This window comes from Proteus sp. STS61-E (genome assembly GCF_040932335.1).
Taxonomy (GTDB): Bacteria; Pseudomonadota; Gammaproteobacteria; order Enterobacterales; family Enterobacteriaceae; genus Proteus; species Proteus mirabilis_B.
In genome coordinates this window covers 16175-33694 of record NZ_JBFQGE010000001.1, presented here as the reverse complement: position 1 = coordinate 33694, position 17520 = coordinate 16175, and the positions used below count along the sequence as shown (strand labels likewise).

Genomic DNA, 17520 nt, shown 5'->3' with positions numbered 1-17520 from the left:
TCTTTTAGCAGCTAGCCTGATCAATCATTCAGGGGAAACGCGCCTAGTATAATAGAATAACCGCTCAGACGAAACCGTTTGCGTGAACAAAATAACGGCATTTAACTTAGAGTGTTTTAATGATTAATTGGTGTAATCAAGTTGCGTCTTGCCAATATGTTAAGCAAAATGCTCGATTACTGGAAATTTATCCATGTTAAAATGACAATTTTACACACAACAATAAACAACGTTAACGAGAACCAACCTATTGAATAATATAAGGATAAACTATTTCGTTATCGTTATCATAGCGCTCTTTTCAGCGGCTATTATCGCGTTGAATATTACATGGCCAGATAGGCAAAAAGCGCAGATAAATAAGATTTTATCTCGTGGTGAGTTAAGAATTAGTACGATACCTTCACCATTGATAACGATGAACGATAAAAAGGACCCCGTAGGTTTCGATTATGAATTAGTGAAACGCTTTGCAGATTACCTAGGCGTGAAACTTGTCGTTAATATGCGGACAAATATCAACCAAATGTTTGATGATTTGGAGAATAATAAAGCTGACTTTATCGCTGCCGGATTACTTTACAATAAAGAGAGATTAGAAACGACACGCAGTGGCCCTGCTTACTTTTCAGTTTCTCAACAGCTTATTTATCGTAAAGGGACATTAAGACCACGTAGCTTTGATGCGTTAGATGGGCGTCTTGTTGTTACTGCTGGCTCTGCTCATGCAAGCTTATTGCGAACACTAAAAGAGACGCAATATCCCGAGCTTGAATGGGAAGAATCAGATAATCAGACAACCTCACAACTACTAGAAGCCTTATCGGAAGGTAAAATAACCTATGTATTAGCAGACTCAATCAGTGTTGCTGTACAACAGCGCATTCATCCTAATGTTGCTGTGGGTTTTGAAGTTACTGAAAGCCGACCACTAACATGGTATCTGCCAGATGGTGAAGATAATAGCTTATATGCAGCAATGCTCGATTACTTTAATCAATTATCTCAAGAAGATGTATTAGCAAGACTTGAAGAAAAATATTTTGGCCATGTAGGTTCGTTTGATTACTTCGATACTATCTCTTTTATTACTGCAATAGATTCTATCTTGCCAAACTATCAACCTCTTTTTGAAAAGTATGCAGATACCTTCGATTGGCGATTATTGGCAGCGATGGCATGGCAAGAATCACATTGGGACCCTCATGCTACATCACCAACGGGTGTTAGAGGATTGATGATGTTGACTCGCCCTACTGCATCAAGTATGGGCGTTACTGACAGGCTTGATCCTGAAGAAAGTGTTCGAGGGGGAGCGCAATATCTTAAACATCTTCTTTCGCGTTTACCCGATTCTATCCCTGAAGATGAAAGAATTTGGTTTGCATTAGCAGCATATAATATGGGATTTGGTCATATGCTTGATGCCAGAAGGCTTACTGAGCAACAAAATGCCGATCCTAATAGTTGGCTAGATGTAAAATCAAGATTACCTCTACTTAGCCAAAAGAAATATTATGCTGACCTCCCTTACGGCTATGCCAGAGGTCATGAGGCTTATCGTTACGTTGAAAACATTCGACGATATCAGCTCAGCCTTGTCGGTTACCTTCAAGCCAAAGAGAGCAAAAATAAAATATTATCTAAAGATAAAGAGAGTGATAACGATGAAGAACAAGAAAGATCATCATTGTCATTAACTCAAGATATGGCTTATCAATAATTTTTGTAATTAAAAACAGTCTATTAAACAACATAGCCTCTTTTACAGAGGCTTATTTATTTCCCTTCTACTATTCAAAAATCATTCCAACCATTAAAAGCAATCCCTAAATTAATATTTTCTTAATATTAAAAATTGTTACATTTTTTCATCCCATTTTTTACCCAAAATAGGAAAAACACATGTGTTAAAAAATGTAACACTCATTAGTTAAAACACTCAGCTAATGAGTAAATCGTATTTAAAATGATCCAATCAGTCATTTTAAGACTATCAGAATAAGCGAAATATAAGAAAAAATTAACTTAAATACGTAGGAATTATCTCATTAGTTATTATTCATTTTATGATTATTATTTTTGGAGAAACTTTTTTTGCAACAAAAATTAACCTAAACATGCCTTTATTAACATCTAACCTATTGAATTATATATATTATGATAATCTATAATTGATTTCATTAATTTTCTTAACTTAATGTTAATAACATTACTTTTCGTAAAGTTAAAACAATGTTAATTATATTGTCTATTAAATTTATCTGCCTGATAAACTTTTTCACCCATAAACTGAGTAATAAAAAGAATAAATCTATACAAAACTCTATTAATATGGAATAGGCAAGATTAAATATGAAAATTGAGTAAATCAACAAAACGTTATATCAAATAGAACGTCTTTGTTGATATCATATAAACCAGTCATTATTCGAAATAACTCGAAATATAATGCAAATCAATTTTTATATTCCGACATTAATATTATTTTTCTATAAATAATAATACGCACGATCTTCAAGGGATTATCTATAATGAAACTGAGTAAAATTGCTTTAGCTGCTGCTTTAGTATTTGGTATTAATTCTGTTGCAACTGCTGAAACTCCTGCACCAAAAGTTGGCGCAACTAAAGGCGAAATTCAATTAAAAGGTGAAATTGTTAATTCAGCTTGTGGATTAGCAGCTTCTTCAAGTCCTGTTATTGTTGATTTCAGTGAAATCCCAACTTCTGCATTAGCAAATATGCAGAAAGCAGGTAACGTTAAAAAAGATATCGAATTACAAGACTGTGATACTACCGTAGCAAAAACAGCTACTGTTAGCTATACACCAAGCGTTGTTAATGCAACAAATAAAGACTTAGCATCTTTCGTATCTGGCTCAGCTTCTGGCGCAGGTATTGGCTTAATGGATGCTGGCAGCAAGTCAGTAAAATGGAACACAGCAACAACACCTGTACAATTAGTTAATGGTGTTTCTAAGATCCCATTCGTTGCTTACGTTCAAGCTGAATCAGCAGACGCTACTGTAACTCCAGGTGAATTCCAAGCCGTTATCAACTTCCAAGTTGATTATCAGTAATCGTTTTATTTATTTAAATTAATTAAATAATAGATTAATTACTGCATTAACGCAGAGGACTTCCTCTGCGTTAAATTTGATAAAACACTTCAATTTAATAAGAATAAAATAAAAAGTAATTAAATAAATATTCATTATTTAATTAGTTTTTATTTAATTAATAATTAGGCGTTTATTCATGTTAATTTCTTTTTTTCACAGCACAATATGGAAAAACATTTGTGCCATTTTGCTATTGTGCTTAGCGTTTTTCGCTCAAGCCGAGCAAGATGATTCTGTGGAATTTAACATTCACATGCTAGATGCCGAAGACAGAGATAATGTCGATTTATCTCGTTTTGCAACTTCTAATTACATTATTCCGGGTATGTACTACTTAGATATCCGTATAAATGGTCGTGACTTTCCTCGCCAAAACATTAATTATGTTGAAGTGAAACCTAATTACTCTATCGCTTGTGTTGACCCTACTCTTCTAAAAAAGTTAACAGTTAACGAAGAAAATCAAAAATTTATCGAAGAAATCTCGCCAGAATGTTTCGATATTAGTCAATTGCCGGGTATCTCTATCAAAAATGATGGCGGTATCCTTGATATTGTTATGCCTCGCTCATTAATGAAATATGAAGATACAGATTGGACACCACCTGAATTATGGGATCCGGGTGTATCTGGGTTATTAGTTGACTATACCTTGACAGGTACATCAACTCGCCCGAATAAAGGCAATAATAACAACTCATTGACAGGTTATGGACAGGCTGGAATTAACGTTGGTGAATGGCGACTACGTGCTGAATATCAAGGAAACTATTCATCTGAATATTCCTCAAATAATAGCTTTGATTGGAATCAGATTTACGCCTATAAACCATTACCTAACCAAGCAGCAAAACTAACGCTGGGTGAAACTTATTTGAACTCTCAAGTTTTTGATAGCTTTCGTTTTACAGGTGCCAATATACAAAGTGATGAAAGAATGTTGCCTCCTTCTTTGCAAGGTTATGCACCTGAAATCCACGGTATCGCAAACACCAATGCCAAAGTGACTGTAACGCAAAATGGCCGCTTAATTTATGAAACCACAGTACCTGCGGGCCCTTTTGCTATTAAACATTTACAAGACACAGTACAAGGTCAATTAAATGTTAGAGTCGAAGAGCAAAACGGTAAGGTAAATGAATTCCAAGTACAGACCGCCAACCTTCCTTATATGACTCGTCCTGGCTCTGTGCGTTATAACACATCAATGGGTCAGTCATCGCTCAACAACCATAAAATGCAAGGCCCTGTTTTTTATCAAGGTGATTTTTCATGGGGTATGAACAACACATGGTCACTGTATGGTGGGGTTTTATTGACAGCTAAAGATTACAATGCGTGGTCATTAGGTTTAGGTCACGATATGGGCCGTTTAGGTACGCTTTCCGGTGATATTACCCAGTCTTATAGCAAAACTTATGATAATGATAATATCAACGGGATGTCATTCAAACTGAACTACGCTAAAACATTCGATGAATACCATAGTACGATTACTTTTGCGGGCTACCGTTTTTCAGAGAAAACATTCCGATCTTTCTCTCAATATATAGATGAGCGTTATAACGATATTAATAACAATGGTTATGAAAAAGAGATGTATACCATTACAGGTAACAAAACTTTTTGGGCTGATGATATTGAAAAATCGACAACACTTTACCTCTCTTATCGACACCAAAATTATTGGGATAAAAATACACAAGAACAATATGGTGCTACGGTAAGCCGTAATTTTTCTATTATGGGTATAGAGCAGATTAATACTAACTTATCTGCATTCCGTACTCAGTATAAGGGAAATACTGATGATAGTATTTCTTTCAACATTTCAGTGCCATTAGGAAGCGGCAAAAGCATTGGTTATAGCTTGCAAGACAGTAACGGTAAAGTGAACCAAATGGCCTCTTATTCTGATAATAGCAATTATAATAATCTATGGCGTGTCCGTGCAGGTTTAAGCTCAGACAATAAAGCCAATACTGATGGTTATTATCAACACCGTTCGCAATATGCAGAAATTAACGCCAATGCAAGCTATCAACAAGATAATTACGTTGCAGTAGGTGCAACAGTTAAAGGTGGATTTACTGCGACACGCCATGGTGCTGCATTACATAGTAGTAGCATGACATCAAGTACTGCCCGCATGATGGTTGATACTGATGGTGTTGCAGGTGTGCCATTTAATAACCAAAGTACGACTACAAATCTATTTGGTATTGGGGTATTAACTGACTTAACTAGTTATAACAATGTTGATGCTCGTATTGATGTTGATAAAATGGATTCAGATATTGAAACACACAAAGCCATTACTTCTGCAACATTAACTGAAGGTGCGATTGGCTACTATAAATTCCCTGTTCGCCAAGGTGAGCGCTTAATGGCTATCTTACAAACTGTCGATCAAAAATATCCGCCATTTGGTGCCGAAGTCACCAATAAAAACGGTGAAAATATGGGAATGGTGATGGAAGATGGTTTAGTTTATATCGCCGGTGTTAACCTTAATGAATCTTTAAACGTGATCTGGGGTGGTAAAACCCAGTGTACGATTACAATTCCAGCCGCAATTAACGATCCTCTAAAACGTGAATTGTTATTATGTCAGGGATTTTAATGAACAAAATGAATTACTAGAGATAATTGTATGAACTCATTCAACACACTCAAAGCGCTTTTTTGTAGCTCATTAATTGCACTCAGCATGGTGAGTACAACTCAAGCGGGCGTGTCATTAGATAGAACTCGTATTGTATTAACAGGCAACGAGAATTCGGCTAGCGTTAACCTAAAAAATACTAGCCCTGACATTCCTTTTTTAGCTCAATCATGGGTTGAAAATGAACACGGGCAAAAAATTGCATCTCCTTTAGTGGCATTACCACCTTTACAGCGTCTTGATGGTGACCAAAAAGGGGTTGTCAGAATAACCAAAACAGCAGAAGTTGGACTTTTACCACAAGATAGAGAATCACTATTCTATTTAAATGTGCGTGAAATTCCACCAGCACCAAAACAAGCTAACGTGTTACAAATGGCAATGCAGTCTCGCATTAAATTATTCTACCGCCCAACTGCCATTATTCCTGAAAAGCCAGGCATGATTTGGCAAGATCAGTTGGTGTTTAAAAAACAAGGTAATCAATTTATTGCTGAAAACCCAACACCTTACTACATCACCATTATTGGGCTTTCCAATAAATTGAATGGTGAAGATAGCGACAAATTAACCACATTCCCTGGTTTAATGGTTGCACCTAAATCATCACTGGAAATTCCAGTTAAAACCAATAGCGTCAATCAATTTTACATGATGTATGTAAATGACTACGGTGGACATCCAGAATTAAAATTTGTTTGCCAACAAAATAGCTGTACAGCGGCACCGAAAGAACAACAGCCAAAATATTAATTAACTTGACGCCGGTAGGAATAAAATGAAATTAACAACAGCAAATTTTTATTTCAATACGCTAAAATTACTCTTTACTGGCGCAATGTTATGTACTCCAATTGTTGCTTCTGCATACATTCATGGTGAGGTTCGTACCGTTGGCGGCCCTAATATCTTTAGAGTTGAGTTAAATAACGCAACATTTCCTAATAACAGACCAGGTGAAACTGCCAGAGTAAATTTTTCTTTACCTGATAGATATTTAGCAACAGTTTATTGCCCTAAAGATCCCTTAGTTCCTAATTCTCGCACTTATTATATGGCGAATTCTGACCTACGTTATTTAGGTAATAATTACTATGAACTTAATGAATACGTCGATGTTCAGATCAAGTTTTCTATTTGGGGCCCTGATTCTCTTCCTACAGTTCCTTTTATTGAAAAGCCTAATAATCGAAATGGGCAACAAGGCTGTCGCGTTCCTGAATCACCAAAACCCAATATGTCATCAGGAAGTAGCGGTGTATTAGTATTTCGTCTGAAAAAACCGATTATTAATGGGGTTTCATTAACAGGGCAAGCTGTAGCGCAAATGTATGCCCGTGTAGGTAATGGCTTATATCAAGAGTATGGCCCTGAACCAATTTCAAAATTAGTGATTAGCTCAGGAATACTGACCACTGAAGATAAATGTACATTTAATAATGGCTCTCCAATTACCTTTGATTTTGGCAATGTCGGTAATACTTCTGACTATTTAAATGGCCAAAACTACAAGATCACACGCAATATTCCAATTCAATGTGAAGGCGGAAGTTTCACTAATCCAAACAGCAGAATAATGTTTAAAATTCAAACAGGAAGTTCTGGTGTTGCCAGCTTTAACCCTAATTACCTTGGTACAACAGGACCTGTAGATAGAACAAATTTAGGTATTGTTTTAAGAGACAAATCAGGAACGATTGTGCCACCTAATCAATATTTTTCTGTCGGGAAGCTGAATAATTTTAAAGGTAATTGGGAAGTTACTGCTGCTCCTATTGCAAAGGCAGGGAGCAAAATTACAGAAGGTGAGTTTTCAGCACATGCCACCTTAGTGGCGGAGTTTATGTAATGAAAAACCCAATAATAAAATCGACGATTTCTCTTTTATTATTACTTTCACCTTCTGCCTTTGCTGTGACAGAGCTTATTGGCGGCGATATGGAATTTAAAGGTGTTGTGGTTGCACATGGTTGTACCATTGTTGCTGGTGATGAAAATAAGGTAATTGATTTTAAGCAGATATCTGCCAAAGATCTCTATACCTTTCAAAAAAGTGAACCCGTTGCTTTTAGTATTAGTTTAGAAAATTGCAGTCAGGATATTTATAAAAGTGTCACAATCACGCTAGATGGGAAAGAGCATCCTACAATGCCCAATCACCTTGCTGTCGTCGGTACTGGATCTGAAGATCCTAAAAGTATCGGGATTGTATTTACTGATGTGCAGCGCAATGTGATCCAATTAAAAAAGCCGAGCTCAACTCGACTTCTTAATAATAAACGTATTCAATTTAATTTTATGACGTATGTTGAGGCATCACCCTCTGCACTAAAAAATCAAACTTTGCTAACAGGCCCTTTCCAAGCCCAAGCAACATACACCCTTAATTATCAGTAAATAAATATTATTCTTTTATTGCTGGTTCAGTATTGATTATGGCTGGACTGGCTTTTTGCTTTTTAAGCTGTTTCTTTTCAGCCCTTCTCATTTTAAAAAACTGACTTAAAAGCTGTGAGCACTCTTCACCTAATACACCTGAAGTTATCTCAACTTTATGGTTCATTCCGGGATGCTGTAAGATATCAATAAATGAACCTGCCGCACCTGTTTTTAAATCTGAGGCACCATAAACCACGCGTTTTACCCGACTATGCACAATTGCTCCGGCACACATCACACAAGGTTCAAGGGTAATATAAAGAGTCGCATCAAGTAGGCGATAATTTTGTAAATGCTTTCCCCCTTTGCGTAATGCCATAATCTCTGCGTGTGCAGTGGGATCGTTATCGATAATTGAATGATTCCATCCTTTAGCAATGATTTTATTATCAACGACTAATACTGCGCCCACCGGTATTTCACCGATTTCTTGTGCTTTTTGCGCTTGCTCAATCGCTTTATGCATCCAATAAATATCATCTTTAACTTTATTCACAAGGATATCTCTTCATTATCATATAGCGGGATATTGTACCCTGTTTTCTATTGATAACTAAAGAAATTGTCTTGAATTGTTTATGACAAAGATAGCAAGATAAAACTTTAGTTTACTCGCGCTTCAGTGGCTAATTTGATAGCTAAAGCGCCTAAGATTGTCGCCATAAACCAACGTTGAACCAATGCCCAGCGAGGCCTTTGTATAAAAAACCCAGCAATAGAGCCAGCGGCAATAACAATCAATGCATTTACTGCAATGCTAATAATAATTTGAATACTACCTAACACTAATGATTGATTTAAAACGCTGCCATTTTGAAGGCTAATAAATTGAGGTAACAGTGATAAGTACATTAATGCGATTTTAGGATTGAGCAAATTAGTGATAAAGCCCATGACAAAGAGCTTTGTCGTATTGCCTGAAAGTAATTTTTTGGGATGAAAGATAGAACGCCCACCGGGTTTAATAGATTGCCAAGCAATATAAAAAAGGTAAATAGCACCACAAATTTTTAATGTATCGTAAGCATAAGGTACCGCCATAAAAATGGCCGTAATACCAAATGCAGCTAATAACATATAAAAAATATAGCCAACAGCCACACCGATTAATGAAATAAATCCGGCCTTTTTCCCTTGAGAGATTGAGCGTGAAATCAGGTAAATCATATTAGGGCCCGGTGTTAGCACCAAACCCAAGGACAAAAGCGCAAATGTCCACATATTGAACAGTGTTGGCATAGTATACCCCTTATTTATTGCATTATTTAACATCAATAACAGAGTGTTAGGTGTGCGGGATACCACAAAAAATACTATTTTTTGTTATTCGTTTTTGTTTTTTAATTAGATAGTTTTGCTTTAAATATATATTACTGATATATTTCCGTAGCTTATAAGCTACAAAAATAGTTGTGTTAACGTAGCTTATAAGCTACATTTTGCCAATGAAAACTATCAAACATTATCTAACAATAGATGGCAAAGACTTATATGCCGACTACTTCAGAAAGATACGTGATCCTGTTGCTAAAGCCAAAATTGCATCGAGAGTAAATAGAATGGCAAGTGCGTGTTTTGGTGATCATAAACCTTGTCGTGAAAGCATTTGGGAGCTACGAATTGATCAAGGTGTGGGTTATCGCGTCTACTATAGTTTAATCAATGGCGAAATTATATTGCTACTTCTAGCAGGAGATAAACGAACTCAGGATGCTGACATCAATAAAGCCATCCTATGTCTAAAAGATTATTTAAAGAGGTAGATTATGCCAAAATCTCGTTTACACGATGACGCAATGATTGAGCTTTTGCGTGAAGATCCTAGTTTTGCAAAAGCATATTTACACCAAGCCTTCCTTGATATTGATGAAGATGGTGGGCAAGAAGCTTTTCTTATGGCATTACGCCATGTCGTAGAAGCTCGGGGCGGTATGGCAAAAATTGCCAAAAAAGCAGGAGTATCTCGAGAAACGCTTTATCGAACATTATCACCAACAGGAAACCCAACATTAAAAACATTGCGAAATGTTATTAGTGCAATTGGCTTTCATTTCTCTTCATTAGCAAGTATTTAATATTTTATTTATACATTCTAATAAACCATTTGAGCGATGCCACTTTAGGAAATTCCCTATAAATGGTAACCTTACTCCCCCCCTTACTTAGTGCCTATTAAGCAAAAAGATTGGGGTAATATTCCTATTTGAATGATAAAACACTACTTTATCGGATATAGCGACACAAAACTGATAGATGGTAACATATAAGTGCAAGATATAAGTTACTGAAATTTAATAATTTATATATTAAGTGACTGATATGGCTTTACTAATTACGAAGAAATGCATCAATTGCGATATGTGTGAACCAGAGTGTCCAAATGATGCGATTTCAATGGGGGATGAAATTTATGAAATTAATCCTGATCTTTGCACTGAATGTGTAGGACATTACGATAAACCAACTTGCCAATCGGTTTGTCCGATTACTAACACGATCATCACTGATCCTGCTCATACTGAATCTCAAGATGAATTATGGGAAAAATTTGTGTTGATCCACCACGCAGATAAGATCTAAACCTTAATCGATGATTTTGTGGGTGATAAATCTAAGAGAGCTATTTTTCTAAAATAACTGTCGCACAAGCATAACGCTGTTCATCAGCAAGTGTTACGTGAATAGAGTTTATCCCCGCTTTCTCTGCCATCTCTTTTGCAACCGCTAAAAAATGCAAGGTGGGTTTGCCTAACTCATCATTACGCACTTCAAAATGGTTGAAAGCCAATCCTAAACGTATACCTGTTCCTAATGCTTTTGCCGCAGCCTCTTTTACTGCAAACCGCTTAGCTAAAAAACGTATTGGCTGTTTATGGGATTGATAAATTTCCCATTCAGCATCAGTAAGAATGCGACGAGCAAGGCGTTCACCAGAACGCCCTATAATATCTTCGATACGTGATATCTCGACGATATCCATACCTAAACCAACAATAGCCATTAGCGACGCGCTTCTCGCATTAAGCGTTTCATTTCTTCAACCGCTAGCGCTAATCCACTAAATACGGCTCTACCAATAATAGCGTGACCAATATTCAGTTCATACAGTTCAGGTAATGCCGCAATACGTTGTACGTTGTGATAATGCAGACCATGTCCTGCATTCACTTTTAAACCTTTAGATGCAGCATAAGTGACTGCATCACGAATACGGACAAACTCTTTTTCTTGAGCCATTTCATCTTCAGCGTCAGCATAAGCGCCAGTGTGGATCTCAATAAAAGGCGCACCAACACGGTCGGCTGCGTTAATTTGCTCATGGTCAGGATCAATAAATAGAGAAACTTTGATACCTGCTAAAGATAAGCGTTTAATTGCATCAGCAATTTTAGCTTCATTGCCAACAACGTCTAAACCACCTTCTGTTGTCACTTCTTGGCGTTTTTCAGGTACTAAACAGCAAAAATCAGGCTGAGTTTGACAAGCGATCTCGATCATCTCTTCAGTGACTGCCATTTCCAGATTTAATCTTGTCTGAACCGTTTGGCTTATCAGCATTAAATCGCGATCAGTGATATGACGTCTATCTTCACGTAAATGGATAGTAATACCATCAGCACCAGCTTGTTCTGCAATGAAAGCCGCTTGAACAGGATCGGGATAAGTTGTGCCACGGGCATTACGAAGGGTGGCGATATGGTCAATATTAACGCCAAGTAGAATATCAGACATGCTCTTCTCCTGAAAAATAACGTTGCATTACCTTAGTTTACACATTCCATAGAGAAGAAAAAGACAATATTACTGTTCTACCATCAATGCTCTTTTCTTTGGGGCTTTTTTAATGGCAAATTGTCTAAAAAGTTCTCTACTTTTTAATGGTTTTCCGCCTAAATAAGGCTTCAATGCCATTCGAGTAAATCTTTTTGCCGCTTTTAATGTTTCAACAGTAGGAAATTCGCGACTGGCTAAGGATTTTAATTCAAATCCAGTAAAACTATTATGATCAACCACTAAACTCGCAATAAAACCTTTTTCTTCTCGATAACGATAGGTCATCGAATCTGAAACTGGCTCTCCACTTCCCGCACAATGCAGAAAATCTAAACCATAACCAAGTTGTGTTAATAGCGCGAGTTCAAAGCGTCTCAGTGCAGCTTCAGGTGTAGTATCGCTAGCAGCAAGAATTTGCAAACAGGAAAGGTATTCAAAAAAAAGTACACTATAAGAGGTACCATTTTCTAAAACGCGAGATAATAACTCATTGAGATACAAGCCACTGTAGAGCACAGAGCCTGTCAGTGGTAGTGCTAAAGAGATAGGTTCAGCATCACGAAGTGTTTTAACTTCTCCTCGCCCACTCCAACGAATGAGCAAAGGAGTAAAAGGTTGAAGTGCCCCTTTTAAGGGTGAACGACGGCCTCGCGCACCTTTTGACAATATGCGTACTCGCCCTTCATTTTCAGTGAAAAAATCGAGTAACAGGCTCGTTTCACTGTAAGGTCGAGCATGGATAACGAATGCACGTTGCCAGCCGTCCACTTCAGTTACCTACTTTAAATCGTCCACATAGCCAAGGCTACGTAAAGCACGTTCATCATCAGCCCAGCCCGCTTTGACTTTCACCCAAAGTTCTAAATGAACTTTGTTTTCAAATAAGTCTTCCATATCCATACGGGCTTCGGTACCAATTTTCTTAATTTTCGCACCCTTATTACCAATAACCATTTTCTTCTGGCCTTCACGCTCAACCAGAATTAATCCGTGGATATCATAACCACCACGCTCATTGGTAACGAATTGCTCAATTTCAACAGTGACAGAATAAGGTAATTCTTCACCTAAAAAGCGCATCAGTTTCTCACGAATAATTTCTGATGCCATAAAACGCTGAGAGCGATCAGTAATATAATCTTCAGGGAAATGATGAGTCGCTTCTGGTAAACATTTACGTACGATTTTCGCAATCGTATCGATATTCATGTCTTTTTCAGCACTGATTGGTACTACATCAAGAAAATCCATTTGTTGGCTTAAAAAGCCAATGTGTGGAAGTAACTTGGTTTTATCAGTCACGTTATCCACTTTATTAATTGCTAATAAAACAGGGCAACGTAATGATTTTAATTTATTTAATACCATTTCGTCGTCAGGCGTCCAGTTGGTGCCTTCAACAACGAAAATAACCAGTTCAACATCACCAATTGAACTGCTTGCTGCACGGTTCATCAGTCTGTTGATGGCTCGCTTTTCTTCAATATGCAAGCCCGGTGTATCCACATAAATTGCTTGGTAAGCACCATCTGTATCAATACCCATGATACGGTGACGCGTAGTTTGCGGTTTACGTGATGTAATAGAAACTTTCTGCCCCAGTAATTGGTTCAGTAGTGTTGATTTTCCCACATTTGGGCGACCGACTATCGCAATAAATCCGCAATAGGTTTGTTCTTCGCTCATTCAAGCTCCAGTTGTATTAATGCCTGTTCAGCAGCGGCCTGTTCAGCTTTACGACGGCTTGTACCCATCCCTTTGACAGGTTGTTCGATACCGCTTATCTGACAATGGATCGTAAACTCTTGATCATGGGCTTCGCCACGAACTTGTACCACAATATAAGAAGGTAATGGTAAATGACGGCCTTGCAGATACTCTTGCAAACGAGTTTTAGGATCTTTTTGCTTATCGCCCGGGCTGATTTCAGCCAAACGATTCTCATACCAATTTAAAATAATTTTTTCGATATTTTGAATATCACTATCGAGGAAAATGGCACCAATTAAAGCTTCCACCGTATCCGCTAAAATTGATTCACGACGAAAACCGCCGCTTTTTAATTCTCCTGGCCCTAAACGTAGACATTCGCCGAGTTCAAATTCACGCGCTAATTCAGCGAGTGTATTTCCACGAACAAGCGTTGCTCTCATTCGGCTCATATCACCTTCATCAACACGAGGAAAGCGATGATAAAGTGCGTTAGCAATCACATAGCTTAGAATTGAATCACCTAAAAATTCTAAACGTTCATTATGTTTACTGCTGGCACTACGATGCGTTAAAGCCTGTAGTAATAATTCATTTTGCGTAAAAGTATAGCCCAGTTTCTTTTGTAACTGGTTTACTAATAAAGTATTCATGTGCGATCAATTTCCATAACTTAATTTGAAGCACACGCAACAAATCTGTTTAAGACAACGAGAAATTATCGAGTTGGATAACAGAACTGTTGCGTTTGCACTGACTCCTGTCAATAACAGGAGCCAATCATATTTAAAGAAGCGACATATTCTACACTTAGATAAGAAGGAATGCTGTCGCTATTTTGTTAATTATTACTTAATGCCACCGATGCGGCTAAAACGAACACCTGTTGGCCATTCATTCTCTACTTTTTCAAAGCTCATCCAGATCGTTGTCGCTTTACCGACTAAGTTCTTCTCTGGAACAAAGCCCCAGAAGCGACTATCAGAGCTACCGTCTCGATTGTCACCCATCATAAAGTAATGACCTTCAGGAACAATCCACGTACCGACAGGTAATCCGGGTTGAATAAACTCTGGCATCGTCATATCACCGGGTATTGTCATAATACGGTGAGAGACTTTATCTATCGTTTCTACCCTTTCTTCTTCACGTAATTGAGTTGCTGTTGAAATAGGCTCCTCAATTGGAATAGATTTCATACCATTAATACGCTGACCACCCGGTACATTTTGTAATAACAACGTCCATTCACTTGGGTAAGCTGTACCATAAGTTACTGAAATTTCTTCATTACAAATGGCTTTATCACAATTTGGATAGACATGAAGTTTTTTCGACATCATATCATAAACAATTTTATCGCCCGGTAATCCAATAACACGTTTAATAAAATCAGTAGAAGGATCACGAGGATATTTAAATACTGCGATATCGCCTCGTTTTGGCTTCCCTGTATTAATTAACGTTGTCTGTGTAATTGGATCTTTTAATCCATAAGCAAACTTTTCAACCAAGATAAAATCGCCAACCAACAAGGTTGGCATCATGGAGCGAGAAGGTATTTGAAACGGCTCATACACAAATGAACGCAGAATCAAAACAATAATCAAGACTGGGAATAAAGAGCCTAATGTCTCCGCCCAACTTGGTTTATTAATTGATTTTGCTAACTCTTGCTGATCCTCGGTCCCTTGCGTCATCTCTTGAAGACGCTTTAGTTTTGCTTTTCGGGCTGGCTTGAGTTTAAAGCGCTCAATTCCCCAAAAAACTCCCGTTATTAGCGTTGCCAGCGTTAGGATCAAGGCAAACGTGTTAGCCATGTTTTCTCCTTAAATTATTTATCTTTACCAACATGAAGAATGGCTAAAAACGCTTCTTGTGGTAGCTCTACGTTACCAATTTGCTTCATACGTTTTTTACCATCTTTCTGTTTCTGTAACAGTTTCTTCTTACGGCTAACGTCACCACCATAACATTTGGCTAATACGTTTTTACGTAACTGTTTAACAGTTGAACGTGCAATAATATGGTTGCCAATTGCCGCTTGGATGGCGATATCAAACTGTTGGCGTGGAATAAATTCTTTCATTTTTTCCACCAGCTCACGACCACGATAAGGTGCATTATCGTTATGTGTAATCAATGCTAAAGCATCAACGCGATCACCATTAATCAAGACATCTACACGTACCATGTTAGAGCCTTGGAAGCGGATAAAGTTATAGTCTAAAGAAGCATAACCGCGTGATGTTGATTTTAAACGGTCAAAGAAATCCAATACCACTTCAGCCATCGGAATTTCATAAGTCAATGAAACCTGATTACCATGATAGACCATATTAGTTTGAACACCGCGTTTTTCGATACATAAAGTAATGACATTACCTAAGTATTCTTGCGGTAATAACATATGACATTCAGCAATAGGCTCTCTGATTTCTTCAATGTTATTCAGCGGTGGTAATTTAGACGGGCTATCCACTAGTACAATATCACCGTTAGTCATTTCAACTTCATAAACTACGGTTGGAGCGGTTGTAATCAGATCAAGGTCATATTCACGTTCTAAACGTTCTTGAATGATCTCCATGTGCAGAAGACCCAAGAAACCACAACGGAAACCAAAACCTAACGCGGTTGAGCTTTCTGGCTCATAGAATAATGAAGCGTCATTCAGACTTAATTTACCTAATGCATCACGGAATGATTCATAGTCGTCAGAGCTAATTGGGAATAAACCTGCATAAACCTGTGGCTTAACTTTTTTAAAACCAGGCAATGGTTTATCTGCTGGTTTTTGGGCTGCTGTTAAGGTATCCCCAACAGGTGCACCTAAAATATCTTTAATACCACAAACAACCCAGCCTACTTCGCCACAATTTAATGATGTCGTATCAATTTGCTTTGGTGTAAAAATACCAATACGATCAATGTTATAAATCTGACCAGTGCTCATTACCTTGATTTTATCGCCTTTACTGACTTTACCGTTTTTAACACGGATCAGTGAAACAACACCAAGGTAGTTATCAAACCAAGAGTCAATAATCAGAGCTTGTAATGGAGCATCTGCATCACCTTCAGGTGCTGGAATTTCTTTAACAAGGCGTTCGATAACTTCTTTAACACCAATACCTGTTTTTGCAGAGCAACGCACTGCATCTGTGGCATCAATCCCCACAATGTCTTCAATCTCTTCAGCAACACGCTCAGGCTCTGCTGCTGGTAAATCTATTTTATTTAAAACAGGAACGACGGTGAGATCCATATCCATCGCTGTATAGCAGTTTGCTAATGTTTGCGCTTCAACCCCTTGCCCAGCATCTACGACCAATAAAGCGCCTTCACACGCAGCGAGTGAACGAGATACTTCATAAGAGAAGTCAACGTGTCCTGGGGTATCGATAAAGTTAAGCTGATAAACTTCACCGTCATCAGCGGTGTAATTCAAGGTTACGCTTTGCGCTTTGATTGTAATACCACGTTCACGCTCAAGATCCATAGAATCAAGAACCTGCGCAGCCATTTCACGATCTGATAAGCCACCACAAATTTGAATAATTCGATCTGATAACGTCGATTTACCGTGGTCAATATGTGCGATAATGGAAAAGTTACGTATGTTTTTCATTCTGAAATTATTTTTCTCTATTGCTTTGCTCTATAAATCTGGCTTTGGAGTCATTCATGGACACAAAGCGAAAACTCTATATTGCAGGAGTTATTATTGATGACGCATTCTACACACTAGAGACATTATACTCAAAGAAACGTTCATCAAACACAAACATTTATGCTAAGACTTGC

At 37.6% G+C, this 17520-nt stretch carries 18 protein-coding genes; 9 read left to right on the top strand and 9 right to left on the bottom strand.

Annotated elements, in window-relative coordinates:
- The first annotated feature begins 250 nt into the window (after nucleotides 1–250).
- From mltF to AB4J89_RS00170, 6 genes are all read left to right on the top strand, one after another.
- A complete protein-coding gene (mltF, locus tag AB4J89_RS00195) occupies nucleotides 251–1723 on the top strand; it encodes a membrane-bound lytic murein transglycosylase MltF (protein ID WP_088495042.1) in 1473 nt (490 codons plus the stop codon).
- A gap of 811 nt (nucleotides 1724–2534) precedes the next feature.
- Entirely contained in the window at nucleotides 2535–3083 is a 549-nt protein-coding gene (locus AB4J89_RS00190; protein WP_075670446.1) for a fimbrial protein, read from the top strand.
- Nucleotides 3084–3261: 178 nt separating this feature from the next.
- On the top strand, nucleotides 3262–5748 hold the full coding sequence (locus tag AB4J89_RS00185; RefSeq protein ID WP_368467700.1) for a fimbria/pilus outer membrane usher protein: 2487 nt from the start codon (nucleotides 3262–3264) through the stop codon (nucleotides 5746–5748).
- 30 nt (nucleotides 5749–5778) lie between these two features.
- A complete protein-coding gene (locus AB4J89_RS00180) occupies nucleotides 5779–6543 on the top strand; it encodes a molecular chaperone (protein WP_088495040.1) in 765 nt (254 codons plus the stop codon).
- 25 nt (nucleotides 6544–6568) lie between these two features.
- A complete protein-coding gene (locus AB4J89_RS00175) occupies nucleotides 6569–7639 on the top strand; it encodes a fimbrial protein (RefSeq protein ID WP_088495039.1) in 1071 nt (356 codons plus the stop codon).
- Nucleotides 7639–8187: a fimbrial protein gene (locus AB4J89_RS00170; RefSeq protein WP_368467697.1), complete on the top strand. Its 549-nt coding sequence runs from the start codon at nucleotides 7639–7641 to the stop codon at nucleotides 8185–8187. The genes AB4J89_RS00175 and AB4J89_RS00170 overlap by 1 nt, the downstream gene beginning before the upstream one ends.
- Before the next feature lie 7 nt (nucleotides 8188–8194).
- Here the strand turns inward: AB4J89_RS00170 and tadA are convergent, their stop codons facing one another.
- Both tadA and AB4J89_RS00160 read right to left on the bottom strand, forming a co-directional pair.
- The gene (tadA, locus tag AB4J89_RS00165; RefSeq protein ID WP_088495037.1) at nucleotides 8195–8725 is read right to left on the bottom strand and encodes a tRNA adenosine(34) deaminase TadA; all 531 of its coding nucleotides are present in this window, start codon (nucleotides 8723–8725) and stop codon (nucleotides 8195–8197) included.
- Nucleotides 8726–8832: 107 nt separating this feature from the next.
- Nucleotides 8833–9468, bottom strand: a complete 636-nt coding sequence (locus AB4J89_RS00160) for a LysE family translocator (protein ID WP_088495036.1) — start codon at nucleotides 9466–9468, stop codon at nucleotides 8833–8835.
- A 206-nt stretch (nucleotides 9469–9674) separates the two neighbouring features.
- Here AB4J89_RS00160 and AB4J89_RS00155 point away from each other — a divergent pair, with 206 nt between their 5' ends.
- From AB4J89_RS00155 to AB4J89_RS00145, 3 genes are all read left to right on the top strand, one after another.
- Nucleotides 9675–9992 carry a type II toxin-antitoxin system RelE/ParE family toxin gene (locus AB4J89_RS00155; protein WP_088495035.1) on the top strand — a complete coding sequence of 106 codons (318 nt, stop codon included), beginning with the start codon at nucleotides 9675–9677 and terminating at the stop codon, nucleotides 9990–9992.
- 3 nt (nucleotides 9993–9995) lie between these two features.
- Nucleotides 9996–10304: an addiction module antidote protein gene (locus AB4J89_RS00150; protein WP_088495034.1), complete on the top strand. Its 309-nt coding sequence runs from the start codon at nucleotides 9996–9998 to the stop codon at nucleotides 10302–10304.
- A 244-nt stretch (nucleotides 10305–10548) separates the two neighbouring features.
- The gene (locus AB4J89_RS00145; RefSeq protein WP_075673672.1) at nucleotides 10549–10809 is read left to right on the top strand and encodes a YfhL family 4Fe-4S dicluster ferredoxin; all 261 of its coding nucleotides are present in this window, start codon (nucleotides 10549–10551) and stop codon (nucleotides 10807–10809) included.
- Nucleotides 10810–10849: 40 nt separating this feature from the next.
- Here the strand turns inward: AB4J89_RS00145 and acpS are convergent, their stop codons facing one another.
- The 7 genes from acpS to lepA all read right to left on the bottom strand — a co-directional run bounded on the left by acpS (nucleotide 10850) and on the right by lepA (nucleotide 17344).
- Complete coding sequence (gene acpS / locus AB4J89_RS00140; protein WP_368467694.1) at nucleotides 10850–11230, bottom strand: holo-ACP synthase; 381 nt, start codon at nucleotides 11228–11230, stop codon at nucleotides 10850–10852.
- On the bottom strand, nucleotides 11230–11961 hold the full coding sequence (gene pdxJ, locus AB4J89_RS00135) for a pyridoxine 5'-phosphate synthase (RefSeq protein WP_088495033.1): 732 nt from the start codon (nucleotides 11959–11961) through the stop codon (nucleotides 11230–11232). Before pdxJ ends, acpS begins: the two co-directional genes overlap by 1 nt.
- Before the next feature lie 69 nt (nucleotides 11962–12030).
- Nucleotides 12031–12771 carry a DNA repair protein RecO gene (gene recO / locus AB4J89_RS00130; protein ID WP_088495032.1) on the bottom strand — a complete coding sequence of 247 codons (741 nt, stop codon included), beginning with the start codon at nucleotides 12769–12771 and terminating at the stop codon, nucleotides 12031–12033.
- Between the two features lie 9 nt (nucleotides 12772–12780).
- The gene (gene era, locus AB4J89_RS00125) at nucleotides 12781–13689 is read right to left on the bottom strand and encodes a GTPase Era (RefSeq protein WP_023581601.1); all 909 of its coding nucleotides are present in this window, start codon (nucleotides 13687–13689) and stop codon (nucleotides 12781–12783) included.
- Complete coding sequence (gene rnc, locus AB4J89_RS00120; RefSeq protein WP_069367822.1) at nucleotides 13686–14366, bottom strand: ribonuclease III; 681 nt, start codon at nucleotides 14364–14366, stop codon at nucleotides 13686–13688. Before rnc ends, era begins: the two co-directional genes overlap by 4 nt.
- Nucleotides 14367–14561: 195 nt before the next feature.
- Nucleotides 14562–15533, bottom strand: coding sequence for a signal peptidase I (lepB, locus tag AB4J89_RS00115; RefSeq protein ID WP_088495031.1), 972 nt, complete (start codon nucleotides 15531–15533; stop codon nucleotides 14562–14564).
- Nucleotides 15534–15547: 14 nt separating this feature from the next.
- Nucleotides 15548–17344 carry a translation elongation factor 4 gene (lepA, locus tag AB4J89_RS00110; protein ID WP_088495030.1) on the bottom strand — a complete coding sequence of 599 codons (1797 nt, stop codon included), beginning with the start codon at nucleotides 17342–17344 and terminating at the stop codon, nucleotides 15548–15550.
- Between the last annotated feature and the right edge of the window lie 176 nt (nucleotides 17345–17520).

What these genes read in the sequence shown, in the direction of transcription:
- AB4J89_RS00190 (WP_075670446.1), top strand. Translation starts at nt 2,535, where the DNA reads ATGAAACTGAGTAAAATTGCTTTAGCTGCTGCTTTAGTATTTGGTATT.
- AB4J89_RS00185 (WP_368467700.1), top strand. Translation starts at nt 3,262, where the DNA reads ATGTTAATTTCTTTTTTTCACAGCACAATATGGAAAAACATTTGTGCC.
- AB4J89_RS00180 (WP_088495040.1), top strand. Translation starts at nt 5,779, where the DNA reads ATGAACTCATTCAACACACTCAAAGCGCTTTTTTGTAGCTCATTAATT.
- AB4J89_RS00175 (WP_088495039.1), top strand. Translation starts at nt 6,569, where the DNA reads ATGAAATTAACAACAGCAAATTTTTATTTCAATACGCTAAAATTACTC.
- AB4J89_RS00170 (WP_368467697.1), top strand. Translation starts at nt 7,639, where the DNA reads ATGAAAAACCCAATAATAAAATCGACGATTTCTCTTTTATTATTACTT.
- AB4J89_RS00160 (WP_088495036.1), bottom strand. Translation starts at nt 9,468, where the DNA reads ATGCCAACACTGTTCAATATGTGGACATTTGCGCTTTTGTCCTTGGGT.
- AB4J89_RS00155 (WP_088495035.1), top strand. Translation starts at nt 9,675, where the DNA reads ATGAAAACTATCAAACATTATCTAACAATAGATGGCAAAGACTTATAT.
- AB4J89_RS00150 (WP_088495034.1), top strand. Translation starts at nt 9,996, where the DNA reads ATGCCAAAATCTCGTTTACACGATGACGCAATGATTGAGCTTTTGCGT.
- AB4J89_RS00145 (WP_075673672.1), top strand. Translation starts at nt 10,549, where the DNA reads ATGGCTTTACTAATTACGAAGAAATGCATCAATTGCGATATGTGTGAA.
- acpS (WP_368467694.1), bottom strand. Translation starts at nt 11,230, where the DNA reads ATGGCTATTGTTGGTTTAGGTATGGATATCGTCGAGATATCACGTATC.
- pdxJ (WP_088495033.1), bottom strand. Translation starts at nt 11,961, where the DNA reads ATGTCTGATATTCTACTTGGCGTTAATATTGACCATATCGCCACCCTT.
- era (WP_023581601.1), bottom strand. Translation starts at nt 13,689, where the DNA reads ATGAGCGAAGAACAAACCTATTGCGGATTTATTGCGATAGTCGGTCGC.
- rnc (WP_069367822.1), bottom strand. Translation starts at nt 14,366, where the DNA reads ATGAATACTTTATTAGTAAACCAGTTACAAAAGAAACTGGGCTATACT.
- lepB (WP_088495031.1), bottom strand. Translation starts at nt 15,533, where the DNA reads ATGGCTAACACGTTTGCCTTGATCCTAACGCTGGCAACGCTAATAACG.
- lepA (WP_088495030.1), bottom strand. Translation starts at nt 17,344, where the DNA reads ATGAAAAACATACGTAACTTTTCCATTATCGCACATATTGACCACGGT.